Source organism: Levilactobacillus yonginensis, from assembly GCF_964065165.1.
In the GTDB taxonomy this organism is placed as follows: Bacteria; Bacillota; Bacilli; order Lactobacillales; family Lactobacillaceae; genus Levilactobacillus; species Levilactobacillus yonginensis_A.
Map to the genome: position 1 here is coordinate 16025 of NZ_OZ061551.1, position 16330 is coordinate 32354.

The window sequence follows — 16330 nt, forward strand, 5'->3', positions numbered from 1 at the left end:
ATGCTTTTGGATATTACTCCTCAAATGCTGGGTTGATATAGCTTTTTGTGAGCTTTAATCCTCTAAATCGCCAAATGAAATTGTGGTCGTGCATTCCATGCTGGCTTCTAACTTTTTGCACCCCATACGCTTTCAGGTTTTCGGTGATCGTCTGTGCGGTAGTCTTATCGGAGTAGTTGTTTTCTGAGCAGAACGCCTTATATTCAGCAACTACACTCTTACTAGAATCGCCCTCGTCCTTGCTGATATCAATCTCACAAGCTTCTTCAATGAATTGGCCGAAGTGGTCGTTCAATTCTACCCACTCGTCACGAGCAAGCTTCATATCGTCCGTTTCAGTCAGTGAACCTCGTTTCATGGCCGCCATGAATGCTTTAATGCACTGGTACACGAATGCGCTTCTTTCATCCTTGACGAGTTGCATATCATGTTCTTTCCAAAAATCCTTATTGACTGTTCGGGTGTTGCCGTTGATGAACTTGATTAGAACCAGCCGGTCCGTCATGCCATTGGATGAGTCGGTAAATGATGGTAAGGCATTCGCGCTGAAAATCATCTTGGCGTAGTTGATAAAGGTAAAGTTTTGCATACCCTTGAATTCCGCGTCAAGGCTATCCCCCCCGCTTAGCTTCTTCAAAACAGCCGTGTTGCTAAGGTATCCTTTAGGAATATCGGCAACAATATTGGCTTCCATGCCATACAATTGTGCTGGCTTAAAACGTGCGTCATTGCCAGCCAATTCATCAGGCGGAACGGCCGCATAATTGTCAGCCCCGTAAAGTGTCTGGGCGAGAAGATCAATGAGAAATGTTGTCTTACCTTCGCCACCATTACCACTAAGAAACACCATTTTTTGAAACGGTCGGTAGCTATGGTAGAAACCATAGCCGATATACTCCTTTAAGAATGTGGCAGCATTGCCGACCATATCTCGAAGTAATGCGTCTGTTCGGGGTGTCATCATACCACTAACGTCTAAGTCATAATCATGGCCGTTCAGCAAATAGTTTTCAGGGTTCTTAGATTCCAGTTTTCCGGTTGCCATGTTGAACGTGCCATTTCTAAAGGCAACTAAATTGGGGTTAGCATGGTCAAATGGGTTGTCTCGCTGGTTAGCTTGATACATGAAGCGTTGAGTGTAGCGCCGCACCCTACCAATGTTTCCATCGTTGTAAACGCCCCACGGCTTTAGAATATGCGTCAGGCGGCTTTCAATGTAAGTAACGGCTTCTTTATCTTTAAACATTCGCCAAGTCCCGGTAATATCAAGGTAGACAGCACCCTCTTTTAGCATTGGAAAACTAGTTAGATGATCATGCTTAATCAGTTTATCGCCTAAAACTATTTCACTAACAAAGACTTTAAAAACAGGCTTGGGATCGCCCTTCCCCTCAACCTTGTAATATGCGTTAATCCATGATGGCAGGCTTTCTTTGAGTTCTTTATTGAAATCAGATAACGCCTGTGGATCTCTTAAAGTGGTATCATCGGGAGCTTCAATGAAATTTACATCTATTGGGGTTAATCCCTCGTCGATGGCGTTGCCGTCTTTTGATACAACTACGGATAACCGCTTCTTATCATGGTAATTAGCCAGCAATTCTTGAGTTTCTGACGGAATTTCGTTCAAATTGCTTCATCTCCCGTTTCAATATCGAGTTATAAATCGTGGTAACTTCTTTCGTTTCTAGTGGCTGATCAATAAATCGCTCATTGATTGAACAAGCTAATTCGTAAACAGTTTCTGGCTCGGCGCCGGTAACAAACAATCTTCCAATCATTTTAGTTAACCAAGCATTCCGATTGCCTTGGGTTGTCCCGGTTACCATTTCATCTAACAAGCGCCCCGTATATTTCTTTAAGCGCGTTGTATAGGCGTGTTCTGACGCACCGTTCAAACTATTGGTGCTTAATTCATCAACTAACCAATTAGGCGCCGGTTGAATATCAGCCAATGTTCGCCCAGATAAGGGTGCATAAGCCGCACCATCAACTTCACTTGGTGCAATCACTGTGAAATCACTTAGCAGATCAATGCCCGGCCAATTATCGACCTTGCGCACTTTGTCTCCGGTATACTTAAAGAAGTAGTGGAGACCACCGCTGGCTGTCTTTTCAATGTACGTATCTGGTGAAAGTGACTTACCTTGGCGCTGTAATTTCATCAGGCTATCTTTTCCATTCTTAGTAGAATCGTGAATATCAACATCAACCACCAATAAATGGGACGTGTCTAACCGCAATCCCAAATTGTAATCCGGGTTACTTTGAAACCAGTCCATAATGGTGTTTTTGTCTCTGGTGGCTTCTAAATATCCGTGGTGGCCCTTAGGTGGCGTCTTCGTGTTAGCTGATAAAGGGTAAATTTCATATCCGCTTTCAACTAAATCAAGTGCCACATACAACGAAGCGAATTCCTTCATTGTTTATCGCCACCAAACATATTAAAATTGTCCACGTTTGTGTAGTGATTTTCAGCATATTGATTTATTACTGTAATTAACCCGCGTAGGTCACCAACCCTATCTATATCGTTGTCTAAATTATCACTGGCTAACTGACTTAAGGCTCCCAATGCGTTGGCTAACGTACCTGATTCAAACGCTAAATCATCTAAGTCCTCTATTTTATTCATTTTTATCTTTTCCCTTCATCAAAACAGTAGTGACGTGTTATAATTAAGGGGAAACATACATCCCATCCCTAATTATCTGACCTACTGCCGTTCAAAGCTAAGTAGGTCTTTTTTGTATGCCTTCTTCATTCCAACTAACGCCGTAGCAATGCCAAGAAAATAACTGGCAAAAAGTCCGACTAACAATAAACTGACCAAATTCATAGGGCCACCTCATCAAGCTTTTAAATAATATCAGACAAAAGCATCAAATTGTGTCTTCACATCGCTATTTAACGCAACAGCTATTTTCATAGCTGTTGGCCCCGTGCAAGTCCTTTTTCCGTTTAATACCTGAGATAAAAATGACTCGCTAATCCCCGTAATATCAGACATTTTGGATTGGGTTAGGCCCTGTAAAGCAATGCTTTCTTTTGCTAGTTTGGAATTTTTAATCTTGCACTTCAAAATATCGTCACCTCCTATCTACAAGAAGCATGATAGCATACTGAGATTTTGCTTGCAAACGTTTAGCATACATTTGTCAAAAAAACGTGTTTTTGTCTGATGTTTATGAGATAATTATCTCATCTTGAACTAAAGGAGTAATATCATGAACGACTTTGATTATAAATTCCCGGAAGTTTTAAAATTCATTCGTAATCACACACCTTATCAAGGCAAAAAAAGGCTATCCTTGAGAAAATTATCTGAACTTTCCGGCGTATCAACACCATACATTTCACAGCTAGAACAATTCAGCCAGCAAAGAAAGCCAAGTATGGAAACCGTATCAAAACTAGCAACTGGCTTAACAGTTCCTACAAAAGCTAACCAAAGTGACATGTTTAAGCTACTAAGTAGCACAGCCGGATATTCAAAGATTGATCCACGTGTCGCCCTGAAAATCACCAAAACATTACCTAACGTGAAATTTTCCGACTTTTTGCAACTCGTTTTAGGATATACAGGAACCATTAATTTAGATGAAAATAACGAGGAAAGGATTGCAAACGAAGCTTATAAAAACTGGGATAATTCAGAATTAGAAACAGTTAACGAATTGCTGTATCAATATAAATTAATGCGAAATAACATCCACTTAGAAGATTGCGAAGATGGGAATCATAAAATTATGCTAGATTCAAAAGATCTAACCAAAGTAGAAAATATTGTTTTACTTGGTGCAATAAAAACAATTCGAGAACTAAGAAACAATGGTAAATAAAAATAGGCCAGCAGACTACAATTAAGTAATCTACTGGCCTACTATTAATTATTATTCTTCTTCTCGTTCAATTCCCCACTCGTCAACATTTACAATGTCATCAATAGCAGGACCATTATTGGCCGCAAGAGTAACATCAATGTCATACCAATAACTAATATACCTACCTCTTACTCCAAGTGAAAAATTCTCATTACCTGATTTAACACAACAGGAACGACGTAGCCAATGACACACAAGATAATACCGGTCTTTTGAATAACGGTTAAGTCCTTAAAATCATGCCAGAATCCCACAATTAGACAAATAACCCCAATTAAAATTAAGAATGAAATTAAAACTGCAATATTAACCCAATTAATCATGTGATCACCTCATCTATTAGCTATACCGATTCTTACTTTACATAAGGCGGCTTATCCCAAGTAACCCACATTCACCGCGGTACTTCCACATTCCGTTCTTTTTTGATTGTGAACTTGTCCAAAAAAGAAGTGGTATAGGTCGCAGATTGGCTTTAATTGGGGAAAGAAATTTTGTGAAATTTACTGGTATTACGTCTAGGCCATTCCCTTAAATTCAACTGTCTCATTCTTTGTATTAACCAAAAATTTGCCAACACTTCCCCGATACTTCACTGATACTTTAAAGGAATACTTGTAATTTACCCGAGTGTATCGAATACTACTAATTCTTCCCTGATACCCTTGACTACGCAAAACTCTCTTCACTTGGTTCCTTTGTCGATCAGTAATTCTTGCAGAACTCCGATAGATTGTCTTCTTAACGATCACATCTGGATTCAATGGAACAATGTAATCCTTACCTTCCAACAATTCCACCAACTTTCTTTTTTCTTTGGAATTTGTCTTGACGGGTTACGGTTTTCCATTCAGTTTAGAGGGAGTGACGTTTTGAGCGCAGAATTGTTCCCTGGAATCAGCTATTTGGAATAACTGAACCAGAGTACAATTCTACTACTAAAAGTTTCCCCTTAGTTCGTCGGTCGTTAACGCCCGTCGCTTGTCTGTACAATTGCGGTATTGCTACCACCACTCATTATAAACCTACGTTTTCGGTTTAACCTACTAAAAAACGCCCTAGAAGGCGTTGATGATACGTATTTATTTTTGTTCGATCACCAACTAATCAATGGCACCAAGCCGAAGCTTCGTTTTACCACCCGCGCCGTTAATGGTCGCGCTCACCATTCACCACCCAGCCGTACAGATGACCTTGTTGTGGTATAGCCAGACTTATTGAAGTCGCACTGGCAAACGTGTCCCCTTGGATTTAGACCCCAGCTTGTCCCCTAGGGCTTTAAAAATCGCACCGGCCATGATATAATAGTCATTAAATAGCGATGACTTTTATGTGGCGCTCACCGATTCCCGTCGGTGGGTGTTTTTTTGTATTCACTTACAAGTACAATTGTATTTCTCTCAATAAAGGAAATCAACACTTTTTTAAAAAATGTATACATTTTTACATTAGTACAAATACTAATGTAAAAATTAGTATTTGTATACTCATTAAAAACGCCTATATTGCAGTCTACATAGAGCTCATGTATACATTTTTACTTTTACACACTTGTATTTGTATACATGTACTAATTTTTGTGCTATGCTTTAAGAGCATTACACTACATATTTATGAGGTGATATTTTGGATAGCAAAGTCATAACATTTTCAAACTTTAAAGGCGGGACTGGCAAGACAACTAATAGTACAATGACTGGTATCGAGTTGGCACGTCGTGGGTATAAAACACTATTAATAGATTTGGATCCTCAAGCTAACGCCACTAATTTATATTTAAAAACTAAAAATAACGTCGGCGGTGAAGTAACTTCTTTTGATGAAACCTTGATGACCGCAATTAAAAACAAAAACCTCAAACCAGCTATCATCAACGTAATCCAAAATTTAGATATTCTTCCATCCTCAGCTGACTTTTCTTTATATCCTAGATATATGGAGAATATAATTTCTGACTACACCGATCGTGTAAAATACTTGTCTACCTTAATAAATCCGTGGAAAGATGACTACGACTACTTGTTGGTAGACGTTCCACCTACAATTAGCCTAATCACAGATACCGCATTATATATGACAGACTACGCGATTGTCGTTCTTCAAACTCAGGAAAGATCGCTTCAGGGTGCCCAGGCATTCATCAAATACATGCAAGATCAAATTATCAATGAATTCCACGCTCCGACATTAGATTTACTAGGAATATTGCCGGTTTTGCTGAAAAATGGTGCCCCTGTCGATAAGAGCACCTTAGCTAAAGCAATTGATATATTTGGTAAAGAAAATATTTTTGACATAACAATTAAAAATATGGAACGCTTAAAACGATATGATGTAACCGGGGTGACATTTAAAGATCAGTTTGATAAAGCAGTTCAAGACGTATACTCCAACGTTACTGATGAAATATTTAGCAGAATGGCTGGTGAATAGGAATGAGCGGATTATTAAACAATCCCAATCTAAAAAAACAACCAAAGACGGACCCACTTGATCGTGGACAAGATATCAAACCCAAAAACACCTTTACTACAGATGATCTTAAAAGTAATAATGGCAAACCATCAAAACCGGGAAAAAGCGTTGCAGATTCTGTTACTTTTTATGCTAACGTTAGAATCAACAACCATATTAAGAACAAAGCGGAAGCTTTATCTGGAATTGGTCTATATAAATCTCAAAAAGATGCCATTGATAACGCATTAGACTATCTCATTGATTCTTTAGACGCTGAAGACAAGCGAAAATTTACTTTTCAATTAGATATTCTGGAGAGTAGAGACGCCCGAACTAGGGGAAAATAATATCGCGCTCTCAGACAACACGTTCAGCTTTTAGACGTATACTTGTCCGTTTAAATTAAGCAGAATGCACACAAAAAAGTCCTCTATTATGCGGAATAGAGGGCTTTTCTGAAATCAGTACATACAGGCTTTGCTTAGGAGCGTTGCTTGTGTCCATTTAGGACATACACAATCATATAACAATCAATCAATGCTGTCACTTAACTTACGCAAAAAAGCCACCCATACTACTCAAAAAATATTCACAACCTATCTAAACAACCGTTTCCAAAAGTTCTCTCTCGTCTCATTAGAGGGCTTTTCGTTTTGCTTGCTTATATTTGTATATGAATCATTGCTATCGTCCTTAGAATCGTTCTCACGGCTTTGTAGGGTGTTGCTTTTGATATTTTGTTCTGACTTTTGATTTTCAAGTAATTTCTGACTGGATAAATTTAATTGCTGTTGTTGGTCTAATAATTTTTGAAATTTGTTTATCTGTTGATCCTTTTCGTCAAGTTGGCGTCTAAGTATATTAACTAATTGATCGTTGCTTGACGTGCTTTTGTCTTGTCTATGGTCCCCTGTCAATAAAATAGACAATTTAAATAGAGACTTTTTTGTCCTATGCCACGACTAAATTTTGAATTTGAGTTTGATACTCATCTTCAAGTTGCTTTGGTGATTTGAATCCACAGTGACTGTGAATTCTAACTGTGTTGTAAAACGTTTCAATGTACTGAAAAACTAGTCGTTTAGCTTCGGAGTATGAATGGATTTTAAACCGATTTATCCATTCACGCTTAATCAAGGCATGAAACGACTCAATGCAGGCATTATCCCAAGGATAAGCTTTCTTTGAATAGCTTAATGTCATGTTAGCTGTAACTTGATTGTAAGCTTCAGACGTAAACTGACTACCACGATCACTGTGCATGATTAATGGCTTGCTAATATGGCGACTGTGCTTAGTCTTTTCAATAAGTGGGATGACATTCGATACCTCCAAGGTTTCAGATAAGTCCCAACCAATGATCCGTCGGGAGTACAAGTCCATAATACTGGTTAAATAAACGAATCCGTCATGAACTGGAATATAAGTGGTGTCAATGCACCAAACGGCGTTTGGTCGCAATGGATTGAACTGCTCGTCTAAAATATTTATTAGCTGTTTATCAAACTTAGAATTGCGAGTGGTAGTCGTCCAAGGGGTTAGGTAAACGGCGTGAATGCCAAGTTCACGCATATACTTACCAACAGTTCGTTCAGCGATCTTATATCCTTTTGAGCGAAGTTCTTGGGTGATTTTGCCGGCACCGTAAATACAAAGGCTTTTGAGCCAAATTGCTTTAATTTCACCTTGAATAAACTTCTTCCGAAGCTTTCGCGGTGATTGGTGATTATGACGCTTTTCTCGTTGATAGTAACCACTTCTTGAGATTCCAACATAATCACACATACCATTGATGGAAGGGTGGGATTCCAAAGCGTGCTGAACGTCCATTTCTTGGTATACCTTTTCGGTAGTTACTTGCTCAGAATCCCGATTGATTTTTTTAACACTTCGATCGCTCCTTCAGCGTCACGAAGTTGACGCTTTAGTCGTGCAATCTCCTTGTCCTTATCGCTGGCAAAATTACCAGAGCCACGGCCAAACTCCCCAGTCTCAGTAAACAGCTTAATCCATTTATGTAATGTACTAGCCCCAATACCTAGATTCTTACTTATTTCATTCATGGTCATGTGATCCTTGTTATCTAAGTAATACTGAACGGCCTGTTCCTTAAATTCCTTGTCATAACTGTGCTTCGTCATTATTTGATCCTCCAATTTACTTCCTTAATTATACTAAATCAGAGTCTCTATTTAACTTGTACACTTTTTATTCTAGGCCCAGTCATTATATTGTATGATCTCACTCGTGCTAGTCTATGGCTTTGGCATTGGGAACATGTATGGCAGTTACTGGATCTGGCTCGTCGGTGGTGCACTGTATTTTCCAGCTATCTTTATTTTTACACGGGTCAACGATTCGGAATTCTTCGATGGCCTTACGCTCGGCAACGTCGTTCGGTTATTGAGTGGGTCGTTTGGTGAATGGACTGGCTGTGTGCTGTTCTTCTTATTAATTGGAAACTTTATGGGATTACCCATTGATTTTGCAGCAGTCGTGCCGTTATTCGTGATTGCTTCGGTTGTCGGTGAAGTGTCAATGGTACCCGGTGGTATTGGGTCATTCGACGTTTTCATGATTTTTGGTCTCAGTGCGGTCGGAGTTTCTCGACCAGACGCCGTCGTATGGCTCTTATTTTACCGGTTATTCTACTATATTATCCCGTTTGCCATCGGGCTGGTCTTATTCATCCATGACACCGGCCATCGCTTAAACGTGCGCTTAGCGGGTATTCCTAAGCAGGCATTACAACGTGTTGCTCAGATGGTACTGACGGTTTTTCTCTACTTTTCTGGTTTTCTGATGTTGTTGATGTCAACGGTCCCTACCTTTGCATATAGCAATAAACTCTTCTTACAGTTTTATCCGTACACCTTTTTCTTTATTAATCAGGCCAGCAGTATTATTATGGCCTTCTTACTGATTGGGGTGGCGTTGGGAACTGCTGGCCGGGTCAAAAAAGCTTTTTGGCCAACGGTGATTGTCCTGCTGATTGCAATTTTGAATACGATTCGCTGGCTCGTCGTTTATGATGCAATTTCGATGAAATTTGTGATTTTCTTGATTGTGATTCTAGCGCTAGTGGCTTTGTCGCGGCATGCTTATTATCGTGATCGGTTGGCTTTTTCGTGGGAGCAAACGTTGTGGGTCAGCTGCGTGTATGTGGTGACCTTTATCTTGTATACGATTGTGGGGGTCTATAATGCGCCCCAAATTCATCATCAGCATGCGGTTCCTGAAGCTCTGTTCTTCCCATCACAAAAGCTCTGGTTATTTGGGGTGATTGGGTTAGTCTTAGCGGCAATGATTTTGATTATTATGTACCGCTACTTTGCGAGTGGCTATAACGTCCGATTGCGTCAAAAAACGGATGCGGCTCGGGTCAAACAAGTGATCGAAACTTATGGCGGCAATGAAATCTCACATTTGGCTTATTTGAATGATAAGTTAGCATATTACTATCAAGTCGATGGGGTCGATCAACTGATTTTCTTATACCAACAGAAGGCTGATAAACTGATCATTATGGGAGAGCCATTCGGTAATCAAGCGGTATTACAAGCTGCCTTGGAACAGTTATTGGATGACGCAGATAGTGACGGTTGCTCGCTAGTCTTTTACGAAATTAGTGAGATGCTGACGATGCGCCTACACGAAATGGGCTTTGACTTTATCAAAACTGGTGAAGAAGGGCACGTCAAATTGGCAGACTTTAGTTTGGCTGGTAAACGGCTACGGGGTGAGCGGGCCCTAATGAATAAGTTTACCCGGGATCACTATGAGTTTGCCATCTTGCAGCCACCGTTCAGTGCCAACGTTATGGCTGAATTACGAGCTGTTTCGGATAGTTGGTTAGCAGGTGAGACGGAAAAAGGATTCTCGCTCGGATTTTTTGATGAGCAGTATCTCAATCAGGCACCCGTAGCGGTCGTTTATGATCCTGACCACCGAATTGTCGCGTTTGCGAATATTATGCCGCAGGGAAATCATCAGACGACTTCAATTGACTTAATGCGGTCAAGCAAATCGGCGCCATCCGGCATTATGGACACGGTCTTTGTGCACCTATTTGAACAGGCGCGTGACGATGGCTATGCTTATTTCAATATGGGAATGGCACCGTTATCCGGTGTGGGGGTTTCACGCTACAGTTTTATTCAAGAAAAAATTGCTCATTTAATTTACGAATATGGCTACCAGTTATATGGTTTTCAGGGATTACGGTCGTACAAAGAGAAGTATGTAACCGAGTGGGAACCGAAGTACATTGCGTACCGAAAACGTAATTCACTAATTTTCACCATTTTACAATTGCTACAAGTCGTTAATACCCGGGTGCACAAGTCTGAGCGGCACCGGCCAGTATGGTTGTTGAAACGATTGAAATAACTGAATCATGCACGTTGTTGATAAGACGCGCATTTTAGAATCAAGCTAGCCACTGTCTCAAAATTTTTTGGACAATAAAAAACATCAAGAACAGATATCCTGTATCATTGAAGTTCCTACACAAACAATGGAAGAGGATGTTGTCTTGATGCAGAAACAGGATAGCACACACCGCCAAAAAGGTCAGCACTTAACATCACTCGAGCGCGGAAAAGTGGCCGGATTCCGCCAAGCTGGGAAGTCCAATCGTTGGATTGCTGCTGAAATTGGCGTCTGCCCACAGACCATTAATAATGAAATCAAGCGAGGTACAGTAGATCAGGTCAAGAAGAGTAATGGCAAGCGCGTCTACCATCGACAATACCTACCAGAGGCTGCTCAGGCACGTTACGAGACTGCACGCTTGAGCTGCCATCGTCCTGACAAGTTCGCCAGTGTACAGGTCTTCTTAGCCTGGTACGTACAGCGAGCTAAGCAGGACAAATGGTCGCCGGATGCTTCAATCGGCTATGCCAAGCGACACAAGCTGTTTACTCCTGAAGAGCTTGTTTGTGCCTCGACTTTGTACCAGTACATTGACGACCAACGCCTAGAGATTCGAAATATCGACCTGTTGGAGAAGACTAAGCGGAAGACCTCTCACCAGCACCACACCAAGGCTAAGCGCCTGGCTGGCCGCAGTATCGAGGAACGGCCTAAGGTCGTTGAACGACGCAGGCAGTTCGGTCACTGGGAGATGGATACCATTGTCGGTAAACGCAATGGCAAGGAGAGCGTCATCTTGACTCTGATTGAGCGCAAGACCCGTTGCCAACTTCTCCGCTTGATCGAAGGACGAGATGCAGACTCTGTGAGCTATGCATTGCGTGGAATCAAGCGCGAATGGGGAGCTTGCATCAAGACCATCACAGCAGACAACGGACCCGAGTTCACCGCCTTAAATACTGCTTTTGCTGGGACGGAAACTGAGATCTTCTACGCCCATCCTTACACGTCCTGCGACCGTGGCACCAACGAGGCACATAACCGGATGATCCGCCAGGACTTCCCTAAGGGCATGTCCCTAGATGACATTAGCCCTAGTCAAGTGCAGGCCACGCAAGACCGCTTGAATCAGTTGCCTCGCAAACAACAGGGCTACTGCACACTCCAGCAAAACTTTGAGGCCGAAGCTCGGCGCGTTCGCCGCATGGCCCAGTAGTCTCTCTAGCGCCACAACTTCTATTTGATAACGGCCTGTTCTGGGATTGTCCTCAACGACTGGCTAACTTGTTCTTGCAATTTACGATTTTATTTTCAAGATTGTATTTGAAAATAAAATGTTACCTTTTACCCTAGAAAGGTAACGACAAAAGAAAAATTCCCAATGCATTTAGCAAAGGGAATTTTTTGTAGTTAATTCGTGGTTTTTTTGATAATCATTTGAAAGTGAATTATCGAATTGTGGCCCCTAATACGTTTTTAAAATGATTCATCGCCCATTCAGCACCAGCTGGTGAGAACGTGGCCACGGCTGCTTGTGGAATCACAATGTGGTAATCCAGGTTGTAGGCACTGATTGCGGTGTGGAGGACACAAATATCAGTGCAGACACCAGCAATCCAGACTTCATCAATCCGCCGTTCCCGCAGGTAGTTATCCAAATTGGTGTTTTGGAAGGAGGAGTAACGGTTCTTATTGAATTTGTAGACATGGGAATCGTCATGATGTCGATCAAACCAGCTGCCGACTTGGCCGTATAGTTTCTGACCGGTCGTCCCAATAATATTATGGGCCGGATATAGTTTGGTTTCTGGATTGAATGGGTCATTAAGCCGGTGACCATCAGTGGGAAAGATCACATAATCATGCTGGCTTAAGAATTGATCGGCTAACCGCATAATTTCTGGGGCCAACGTCTGCGCTGGCTTGCCAACCGTTAGTGATCCCTTATCAGCCACAAAGTCGTTTGTATAGTCAATAATTAAGAGCGCTTTAGCCATCTTAATGTTCCTCCGTAAATTGAGCTTTAGTAATTAACTGTTCTTGCAATTCAGCCAATGTAGCTGTTAAGTAAACTGGGTACCGATCGGGGTTAACTAACCGTTTTGTGGCTTCTGGTAATTCTGCTACTTGATCCATTGAGAATTGCTGAATCTTAAAGAGATCATTTTCGATTGGGGAAGCATTGGAACCCAGATATTCTTGCATCAATGGCTTAGCATTAAAGTTAGTCAGAACTTGGCTGGCGTGCGTGGCTGCCGAAGTAGCATTAACCACTTTCAATGGAGCCGTGATGTGCTCATCAGCCAGGGCAATCACATCGGCGATCGCTTGATGAAGGTTATCTTGCCGGTAAATCCGGTAAACTTGCTTATTACCAGGCAGGGTGATCTTTTCTCTGCTATCACTAACCTTAATTTTTGGGATCCATTGGTCATTAATCTTTTCTTCGGCGAGCTTATAAACGCCACTTAATACCGGACTGGAGGAACTGGTAATTAAACGTTCCCCAATCCCAAAGTTATCAATTGGAGCTCCTTCATCCAACAACGACTTAACTACATGCGCATCAAGGGCATTTGAAGCTGTAATCTTTGCCTTGGGGAAGCCAGCATCATCGAGCATCTTCCGGGCTTTGATGGCTAATTGCGAAATGTCACCGGAATCTATCCGGATCCCGACTGGTTGGTGCCCTTGAGCGCTAACTTGCTTGAAGACCCGAATCGCGTTCGGCACTCCTGACTTCAAGACATCATAAGTATCAACGAGCAAGGAAACTTTGTCAGGATAAACCTTGGCCCAAGCTTGAAAGGCACTTAATTCATCAGAGAAGCTTTCGACCCAGGCATGTGCCATTGTGCCGGCCGCGGGAATATTAAATTTACTGGCTGCTTGTAAGTTCGACGTGCTGGTACAACCGCCGATCACCGCGGCTCGCGCCCCATACGTGGCGGCATCAGGGCCTTGCGCCCGCCGCGCGCCAAATTCCATAATTGGTCGGCCTTGAGCGGCATGGTTGATTTGCCAAGACTTCGTCGCAATTAATGATTGATGGTTAATGATGTTTAGAATAAAGGTTTCTAACAGCTGGGCTTCAATCAACGGTCCACTAATTGAAATAATTGGTTCCCGTGGGAAAACAGGGGTTCCTTCTGGTAAAGCCTTAATCGAGCAGTGATTTTTAATCTTGCTCAGGTAATCCAAAAACTCGGGAGTAAATTCATTCAGGGAGGTCAGGTATTCAATATTCTCCTTAGTGAAATGCCAATTTTGAACTTGTTCTAACACTTGCTGGAGACCAGCGACAATGACAAAACTACCGTTGTCGGGAACCCGGCGGTAAAAGACGTCGAAGCGAGCTTGTCGATCATGGGGTAGGGTAGCGTAGTACCCATTGGCCATGGAAAATTCATATAAGTCGGTTAATAGTTGTAGATTCATCTTAAATACTTCCTTTTAAGTAAAAATTACTTTAATTTGGCTAAAAATAAAAGTATGGTTAACTTTTATTTACGTCTAGTATAAATACTTTGCAGCAAAATGCAAATGATGCCCTTTAGTTAAGTTGGTAGAGCTTTGGTGGCCGCCCAGAATGGTTCAAAGTGGCGGCCCCGACTTCTTTGAAGAGGTGGTTGTGAGTTTTCTTAAAGTTGGAATTATCAATCTTGTCAATTGTCGTACCTAAGAAAGCCGCAAAGACTTCGCGCGCTTGGCGCAGGGTAAAGGTATTACCTAAGATCCGAAGAATTTGGGGTTGATAGTCCAGCTTGTTTTTAATCCGATTAATGGCGGTGGTAATGATTTGAATATGATCAAAGACCAGGTGACCGGCGGGACTTAGGATAATCTCCTGTTGGTCATGGGTGATCACATAGTTGCCCTGATCTTTATCAAGCACGAACCATTGGGCATCTGTGGCCCCATACCCTGGATGCAATTTTGGGGTTGATGGTAAATAGGTCATATAGGCGAGTGCCAGTGCCCGAGTTCCCGTAACCCGCTTGGAATCTGTAAAGGTGGCCAGTTGTTCGGTTGAATTCATCGGAACTTGCAGGCCAATTTTATCGTCAATTAGACGAATGCAGGCCGCGTCGGCACTCTCTTTACTCCGCAAGAGGGTTTCGGGGAGGGCCCAATGTCCCTTTAGAGGTTCATCTGCCCGCTTAATCAATAGTAATTGTGGTCGGTGTAATTCAGTATTAAAACTCCAAATGACGTTGGTGATGGTCACCAATGGCCGGGCAATAATTTCACTATCCAATTGACGCTCCTCCCTTCATAATTGTTAACTCAACTCTATTTTAGCATTTCTCGGCCACTAGTAATTGCCCAGTTGCTTTAAATCATGTTTGACGAGGATTGCTAAATTTTGAATGGTGATCGACGTCGGCTGGGCTAACCATAAGCAAAAAGTATTCCAGAAAATACCGACGGCAATGCGGGTCATATATTCAACTTTGGTATCGTTAGTGACATCGACGTGTCAAGCAACACTGGGGTGGCGGAGTGCTCCTATGTCAATAAATGGCACATCTTTTTCTAAACACTCGTTCTAATTCTGTCGGAATTAAACCAACTGATGTAATTTGAGGTTCGGATTACCAAGTCCTCAAAATTGGAAAAAGTTGTTTGAAAGGCAAACTCTCTCTTCAACAATGAGTGAAAAGCTTCAATTGGCCCATTATCATAAGGATAACCTTATTTTGAGTATGAGTGGCTAATCTGATGCCGTTCAAGTAAAGTTTCAACTTCGTTGCTGGTGTACTGTGAACCCATGTCAGAGTGAAAATATTGTGGCTTTTGATGACATTCAAGCGCCTGATTAATCGTTTCTACAACTAACGTCGCCTCCATCTGACGACCAATCTTGAAAGCAAGAACTTGATGAACCTTTGGTTCGTAAATAGAACTGAGATAAACCCAGGTTCCTGGACGTAATTCCAAATAAGTAATGTCAGCACGCCATATCCTTGCATTGGGCTGGTGCTTGATTAAATTGGGGCGTTGTGAATGATCCACATGAGTGCCAGGTTTTTTAAATCGCCGATTCATTAAAGAGTGAATCTCCATTTCCCTCATTAATCGTAAAATTCGTTTTGACCCAACACAGATGCCTGACTTGCGAAGCACCATCGTTATTCGTGGATAACCATAGGCACGATAATTATTTTCCCAAATCAATTTAATTTTTTCTTTGAGCTGATTATCAACACGTTCGTGTTGACTAGGTTGATATCTTTTCCAATGGTAATAGGTGCTGCGCGGTAATTTCAGTGCCGAAAGAATAATTGATAAGCGGTGTCGCAATAACTGATCTTCTATGAAGACAAGGCAATTAATTCGTCCTAATGCTTTCCCAGTAACACCGCCGCAGCTTTTAAAATTTCAAGTTCCTCCTTTAATCGCTGATTTTCCTTTTGAAGTTGTTTGAATTCTTTGGACGTTACTTCAGTACCGTCTTCTAGCTCAACTGATTTAGCGCCTTTAACCCAGTTATGAATTGCGGCTGGAGAAACACCGTATTCCTCGGAAAGCGAGCGAATAGATCTTTTCTCTTCACGATGCATCTTCACAATGCTGGCTTTAAAATCATCTTGATATCGTTTCATTGGAATGCT

General features: G+C 41.7%; 17 protein-coding genes and 1 pseudogene. 5 read left to right on the forward strand and 13 right to left on the reverse strand.

Annotated features, from left to right (window positions below; translation table 11 throughout):
• Positions 1-13: 13 nt before the first annotated feature.
• The 5 genes from AB3Y94_RS12945 to AB3Y94_RS12965 all read right to left on the reverse strand — a co-directional run bounded on the left by AB3Y94_RS12945 (position 14) and on the right by AB3Y94_RS12965 (position 3082).
• Positions 14-1630 (reverse strand): phage/plasmid primase, P4 family, encoded by a 1617-nt coding sequence (locus tag AB3Y94_RS12945; RefSeq protein ID WP_367296567.1) that lies wholly within the window; start codon positions 1628-1630, stop codon positions 14-16.
• Positions 1590-2423, reverse strand: a complete 834-nt coding sequence (locus AB3Y94_RS12950; protein WP_367296568.1) for a bifunctional DNA primase/polymerase — start codon at positions 2421-2423, stop codon at positions 1590-1592. Before AB3Y94_RS12950 ends, AB3Y94_RS12945 begins: the two co-directional genes overlap by 41 nt.
• The gene (locus AB3Y94_RS12955) at positions 2420-2635 is read right to left on the reverse strand and encodes a hypothetical protein (protein WP_367296569.1); all 216 of its coding nucleotides are present in this window, start codon (positions 2633-2635) and stop codon (positions 2420-2422) included. The genes AB3Y94_RS12950 and AB3Y94_RS12955 overlap by 4 nt, the downstream gene beginning before the upstream one ends.
• 81 nt (positions 2636-2716) lie before the next feature.
• Positions 2717-2839: a hypothetical protein gene (locus AB3Y94_RS12960; RefSeq protein WP_367296570.1), complete on the reverse strand. Its 123-nt coding sequence runs from the start codon at positions 2837-2839 to the stop codon at positions 2717-2719.
• A gap of 30 nt (positions 2840-2869) precedes the next feature.
• Positions 2870-3082, reverse strand: coding sequence for a helix-turn-helix domain-containing protein (locus AB3Y94_RS12965; protein WP_367296571.1), 213 nt, complete (start codon positions 3080-3082; stop codon positions 2870-2872).
• A 145-nt stretch (positions 3083-3227) separates the two neighbouring features.
• Between AB3Y94_RS12965 and AB3Y94_RS12970 the strand changes: the two genes are divergently transcribed.
• Positions 3228-3842, forward strand: a complete 615-nt coding sequence (locus AB3Y94_RS12970) for a helix-turn-helix domain-containing protein (RefSeq protein WP_367296572.1) — start codon at positions 3228-3230, stop codon at positions 3840-3842.
• Between the two features lie 170 nt (positions 3843-4012).
• On the opposite strand, the gene AB3Y94_RS12975 is transcribed toward AB3Y94_RS12970, so the two are convergent.
• A complete protein-coding gene (locus AB3Y94_RS12975) occupies positions 4013-4207 on the reverse strand; it encodes a hypothetical protein (RefSeq protein ID WP_367296573.1) in 195 nt (64 codons plus the stop codon).
• Between the two features lie 195 nt (positions 4208-4402).
• The gene (locus AB3Y94_RS12980; RefSeq protein WP_367296574.1) at positions 4403-4684 is read right to left on the reverse strand and encodes a hypothetical protein; all 282 of its coding nucleotides are present in this window, start codon (positions 4682-4684) and stop codon (positions 4403-4405) included.
• 826 nt (positions 4685-5510) lie between these two features.
• Here AB3Y94_RS12980 and AB3Y94_RS12985 point away from each other — a divergent pair.
• Together AB3Y94_RS12985 and AB3Y94_RS12990 are read left to right on the forward strand one after the other, a co-directional pair.
• Positions 5511-6317 (forward strand): ParA family protein, encoded by an 807-nt coding sequence (locus tag AB3Y94_RS12985; protein ID WP_010010558.1) that lies wholly within the window; start codon positions 5511-5513, stop codon positions 6315-6317.
• Between the two features lie 2 nt (positions 6318-6319).
• A complete protein-coding gene (locus AB3Y94_RS12990) occupies positions 6320-6688 on the forward strand; it encodes a DUF5388 domain-containing protein (protein ID WP_020090532.1) in 369 nt (122 codons plus the stop codon).
• A 604-nt stretch (positions 6689-7292) separates the two neighbouring features.
• Here AB3Y94_RS12990 and AB3Y94_RS12995 read toward each other — a convergent pair.
• Entirely contained in the window at positions 7293-8171 is an 879-nt protein-coding gene (locus AB3Y94_RS12995; protein ID WP_010011610.1) for an IS3 family transposase, read from the reverse strand.
• Between the two features lie 23 nt (positions 8172-8194).
• The gene (locus AB3Y94_RS13000; RefSeq protein ID WP_003688751.1) at positions 8195-8482 is read right to left on the reverse strand and encodes a transposase; all 288 of its coding nucleotides are present in this window, start codon (positions 8480-8482) and stop codon (positions 8195-8197) included.
• 94 nt (positions 8483-8576) lie between these two features.
• Here AB3Y94_RS13000 and mprF point away from each other — a divergent pair, with 94 nt between their 5' ends.
• The gene (mprF, locus tag AB3Y94_RS13005; protein ID WP_367296575.1) at positions 8577-10730 is read left to right on the forward strand and encodes a bifunctional lysylphosphatidylglycerol flippase/synthetase MprF; all 2154 of its coding nucleotides are present in this window, start codon (positions 8577-8579) and stop codon (positions 10728-10730) included.
• 148 nt (positions 10731-10878) lie between these two features.
• The gene (locus tag AB3Y94_RS13010; RefSeq protein WP_275781293.1) at positions 10879-11931 is read left to right on the forward strand and encodes an IS30 family transposase; all 1053 of its coding nucleotides are present in this window, start codon (positions 10879-10881) and stop codon (positions 11929-11931) included.
• Positions 11932-12163: 232 nt separating this feature from the next.
• Here the strand turns inward: AB3Y94_RS13010 and AB3Y94_RS13015 are convergent, their stop codons facing one another.
• The 4 genes and pseudogenes from AB3Y94_RS13015 to AB3Y94_RS13030 all read right to left on the reverse strand — a co-directional run bounded on the left by AB3Y94_RS13015 (position 12164) and on the right by AB3Y94_RS13030 (position 16321).
• Positions 12164-12712: a cysteine hydrolase family protein gene (locus AB3Y94_RS13015; protein ID WP_045353555.1), complete on the reverse strand. Its 549-nt coding sequence runs from the start codon at positions 12710-12712 to the stop codon at positions 12164-12166.
• A 1-nt stretch (position 12713) separates the two neighbouring features.
• A complete protein-coding gene (locus AB3Y94_RS13020) occupies positions 12714-14153 on the reverse strand; it encodes a nicotinate phosphoribosyltransferase (protein ID WP_367296576.1) in 1440 nt (479 codons plus the stop codon).
• Between the two features lie 115 nt (positions 14154-14268).
• Positions 14269-14973: an NrtR DNA-binding winged helix domain-containing protein gene (locus AB3Y94_RS13025; protein ID WP_046872111.1), complete on the reverse strand. Its 705-nt coding sequence runs from the start codon at positions 14971-14973 to the stop codon at positions 14269-14271.
• 278 nt (positions 14974-15251) lie between these two features.
• Positions 15252-16321, reverse strand: a pseudogene (locus AB3Y94_RS13030) (IS3-like element IS1163 family transposase).
• Positions 16322-16330 lie beyond the last annotated feature (9 nt).

What these genes read in the sequence shown, in the direction of transcription:
- AB3Y94_RS12960 (WP_367296570.1), bottom strand. Translation starts at nt 2,839, where the DNA reads ATGAATTTGGTCAGTTTATTGTTAGTCGGACTTTTTGCCAGTTATTTT.
- AB3Y94_RS12955 (WP_367296569.1), bottom strand. Translation starts at nt 2,635, where the DNA reads ATGAATAAAATAGAGGACTTAGATGATTTAGCGTTTGAATCAGGTACG.
- AB3Y94_RS12995 (WP_010011610.1), bottom strand. Translation starts at nt 8,171, where the DNA reads ATGGACGTTCAGCACGCTTTGGAATCCCACCCTTCCATCAATGGTATG.
- AB3Y94_RS12990 (WP_020090532.1), top strand. Translation starts at nt 6,320, where the DNA reads ATGAGCGGATTATTAAACAATCCCAATCTAAAAAAACAACCAAAGACG.
- AB3Y94_RS13010 (WP_275781293.1), top strand. Translation starts at nt 10,879, where the DNA reads ATGCAGAAACAGGATAGCACACACCGCCAAAAAGGTCAGCACTTAACA.
- AB3Y94_RS12950 (WP_367296568.1), bottom strand. Translation starts at nt 2,423, where the DNA reads ATGAAGGAATTCGCTTCGTTGTATGTGGCACTTGATTTAGTTGAAAGC.
- AB3Y94_RS13020 (WP_367296576.1), bottom strand. Translation starts at nt 14,153, where the DNA reads ATGAATCTACAACTATTAACCGACTTATATGAATTTTCCATGGCCAAT.
- AB3Y94_RS12970 (WP_367296572.1), top strand. Translation starts at nt 3,228, where the DNA reads ATGAACGACTTTGATTATAAATTCCCGGAAGTTTTAAAATTCATTCGT.
- AB3Y94_RS13000 (WP_003688751.1), bottom strand. Translation starts at nt 8,482, where the DNA reads ATGACGAAGCACAGTTATGACAAGGAATTTAAGGAACAGGCCGTTCAG.
- AB3Y94_RS12975 (WP_367296573.1), bottom strand. Translation starts at nt 4,207, where the DNA reads ATGATTAATTGGGTTAATATTGCAGTTTTAATTTCATTCTTAATTTTA.
- AB3Y94_RS13015 (WP_045353555.1), bottom strand. Translation starts at nt 12,712, where the DNA reads ATGGCTAAAGCGCTCTTAATTATTGACTATACAAACGACTTTGTGGCT.
- mprF (WP_367296575.1), top strand. Translation starts at nt 8,577, where the DNA reads ATGATCTCACTCGTGCTAGTCTATGGCTTTGGCATTGGGAACATGTAT.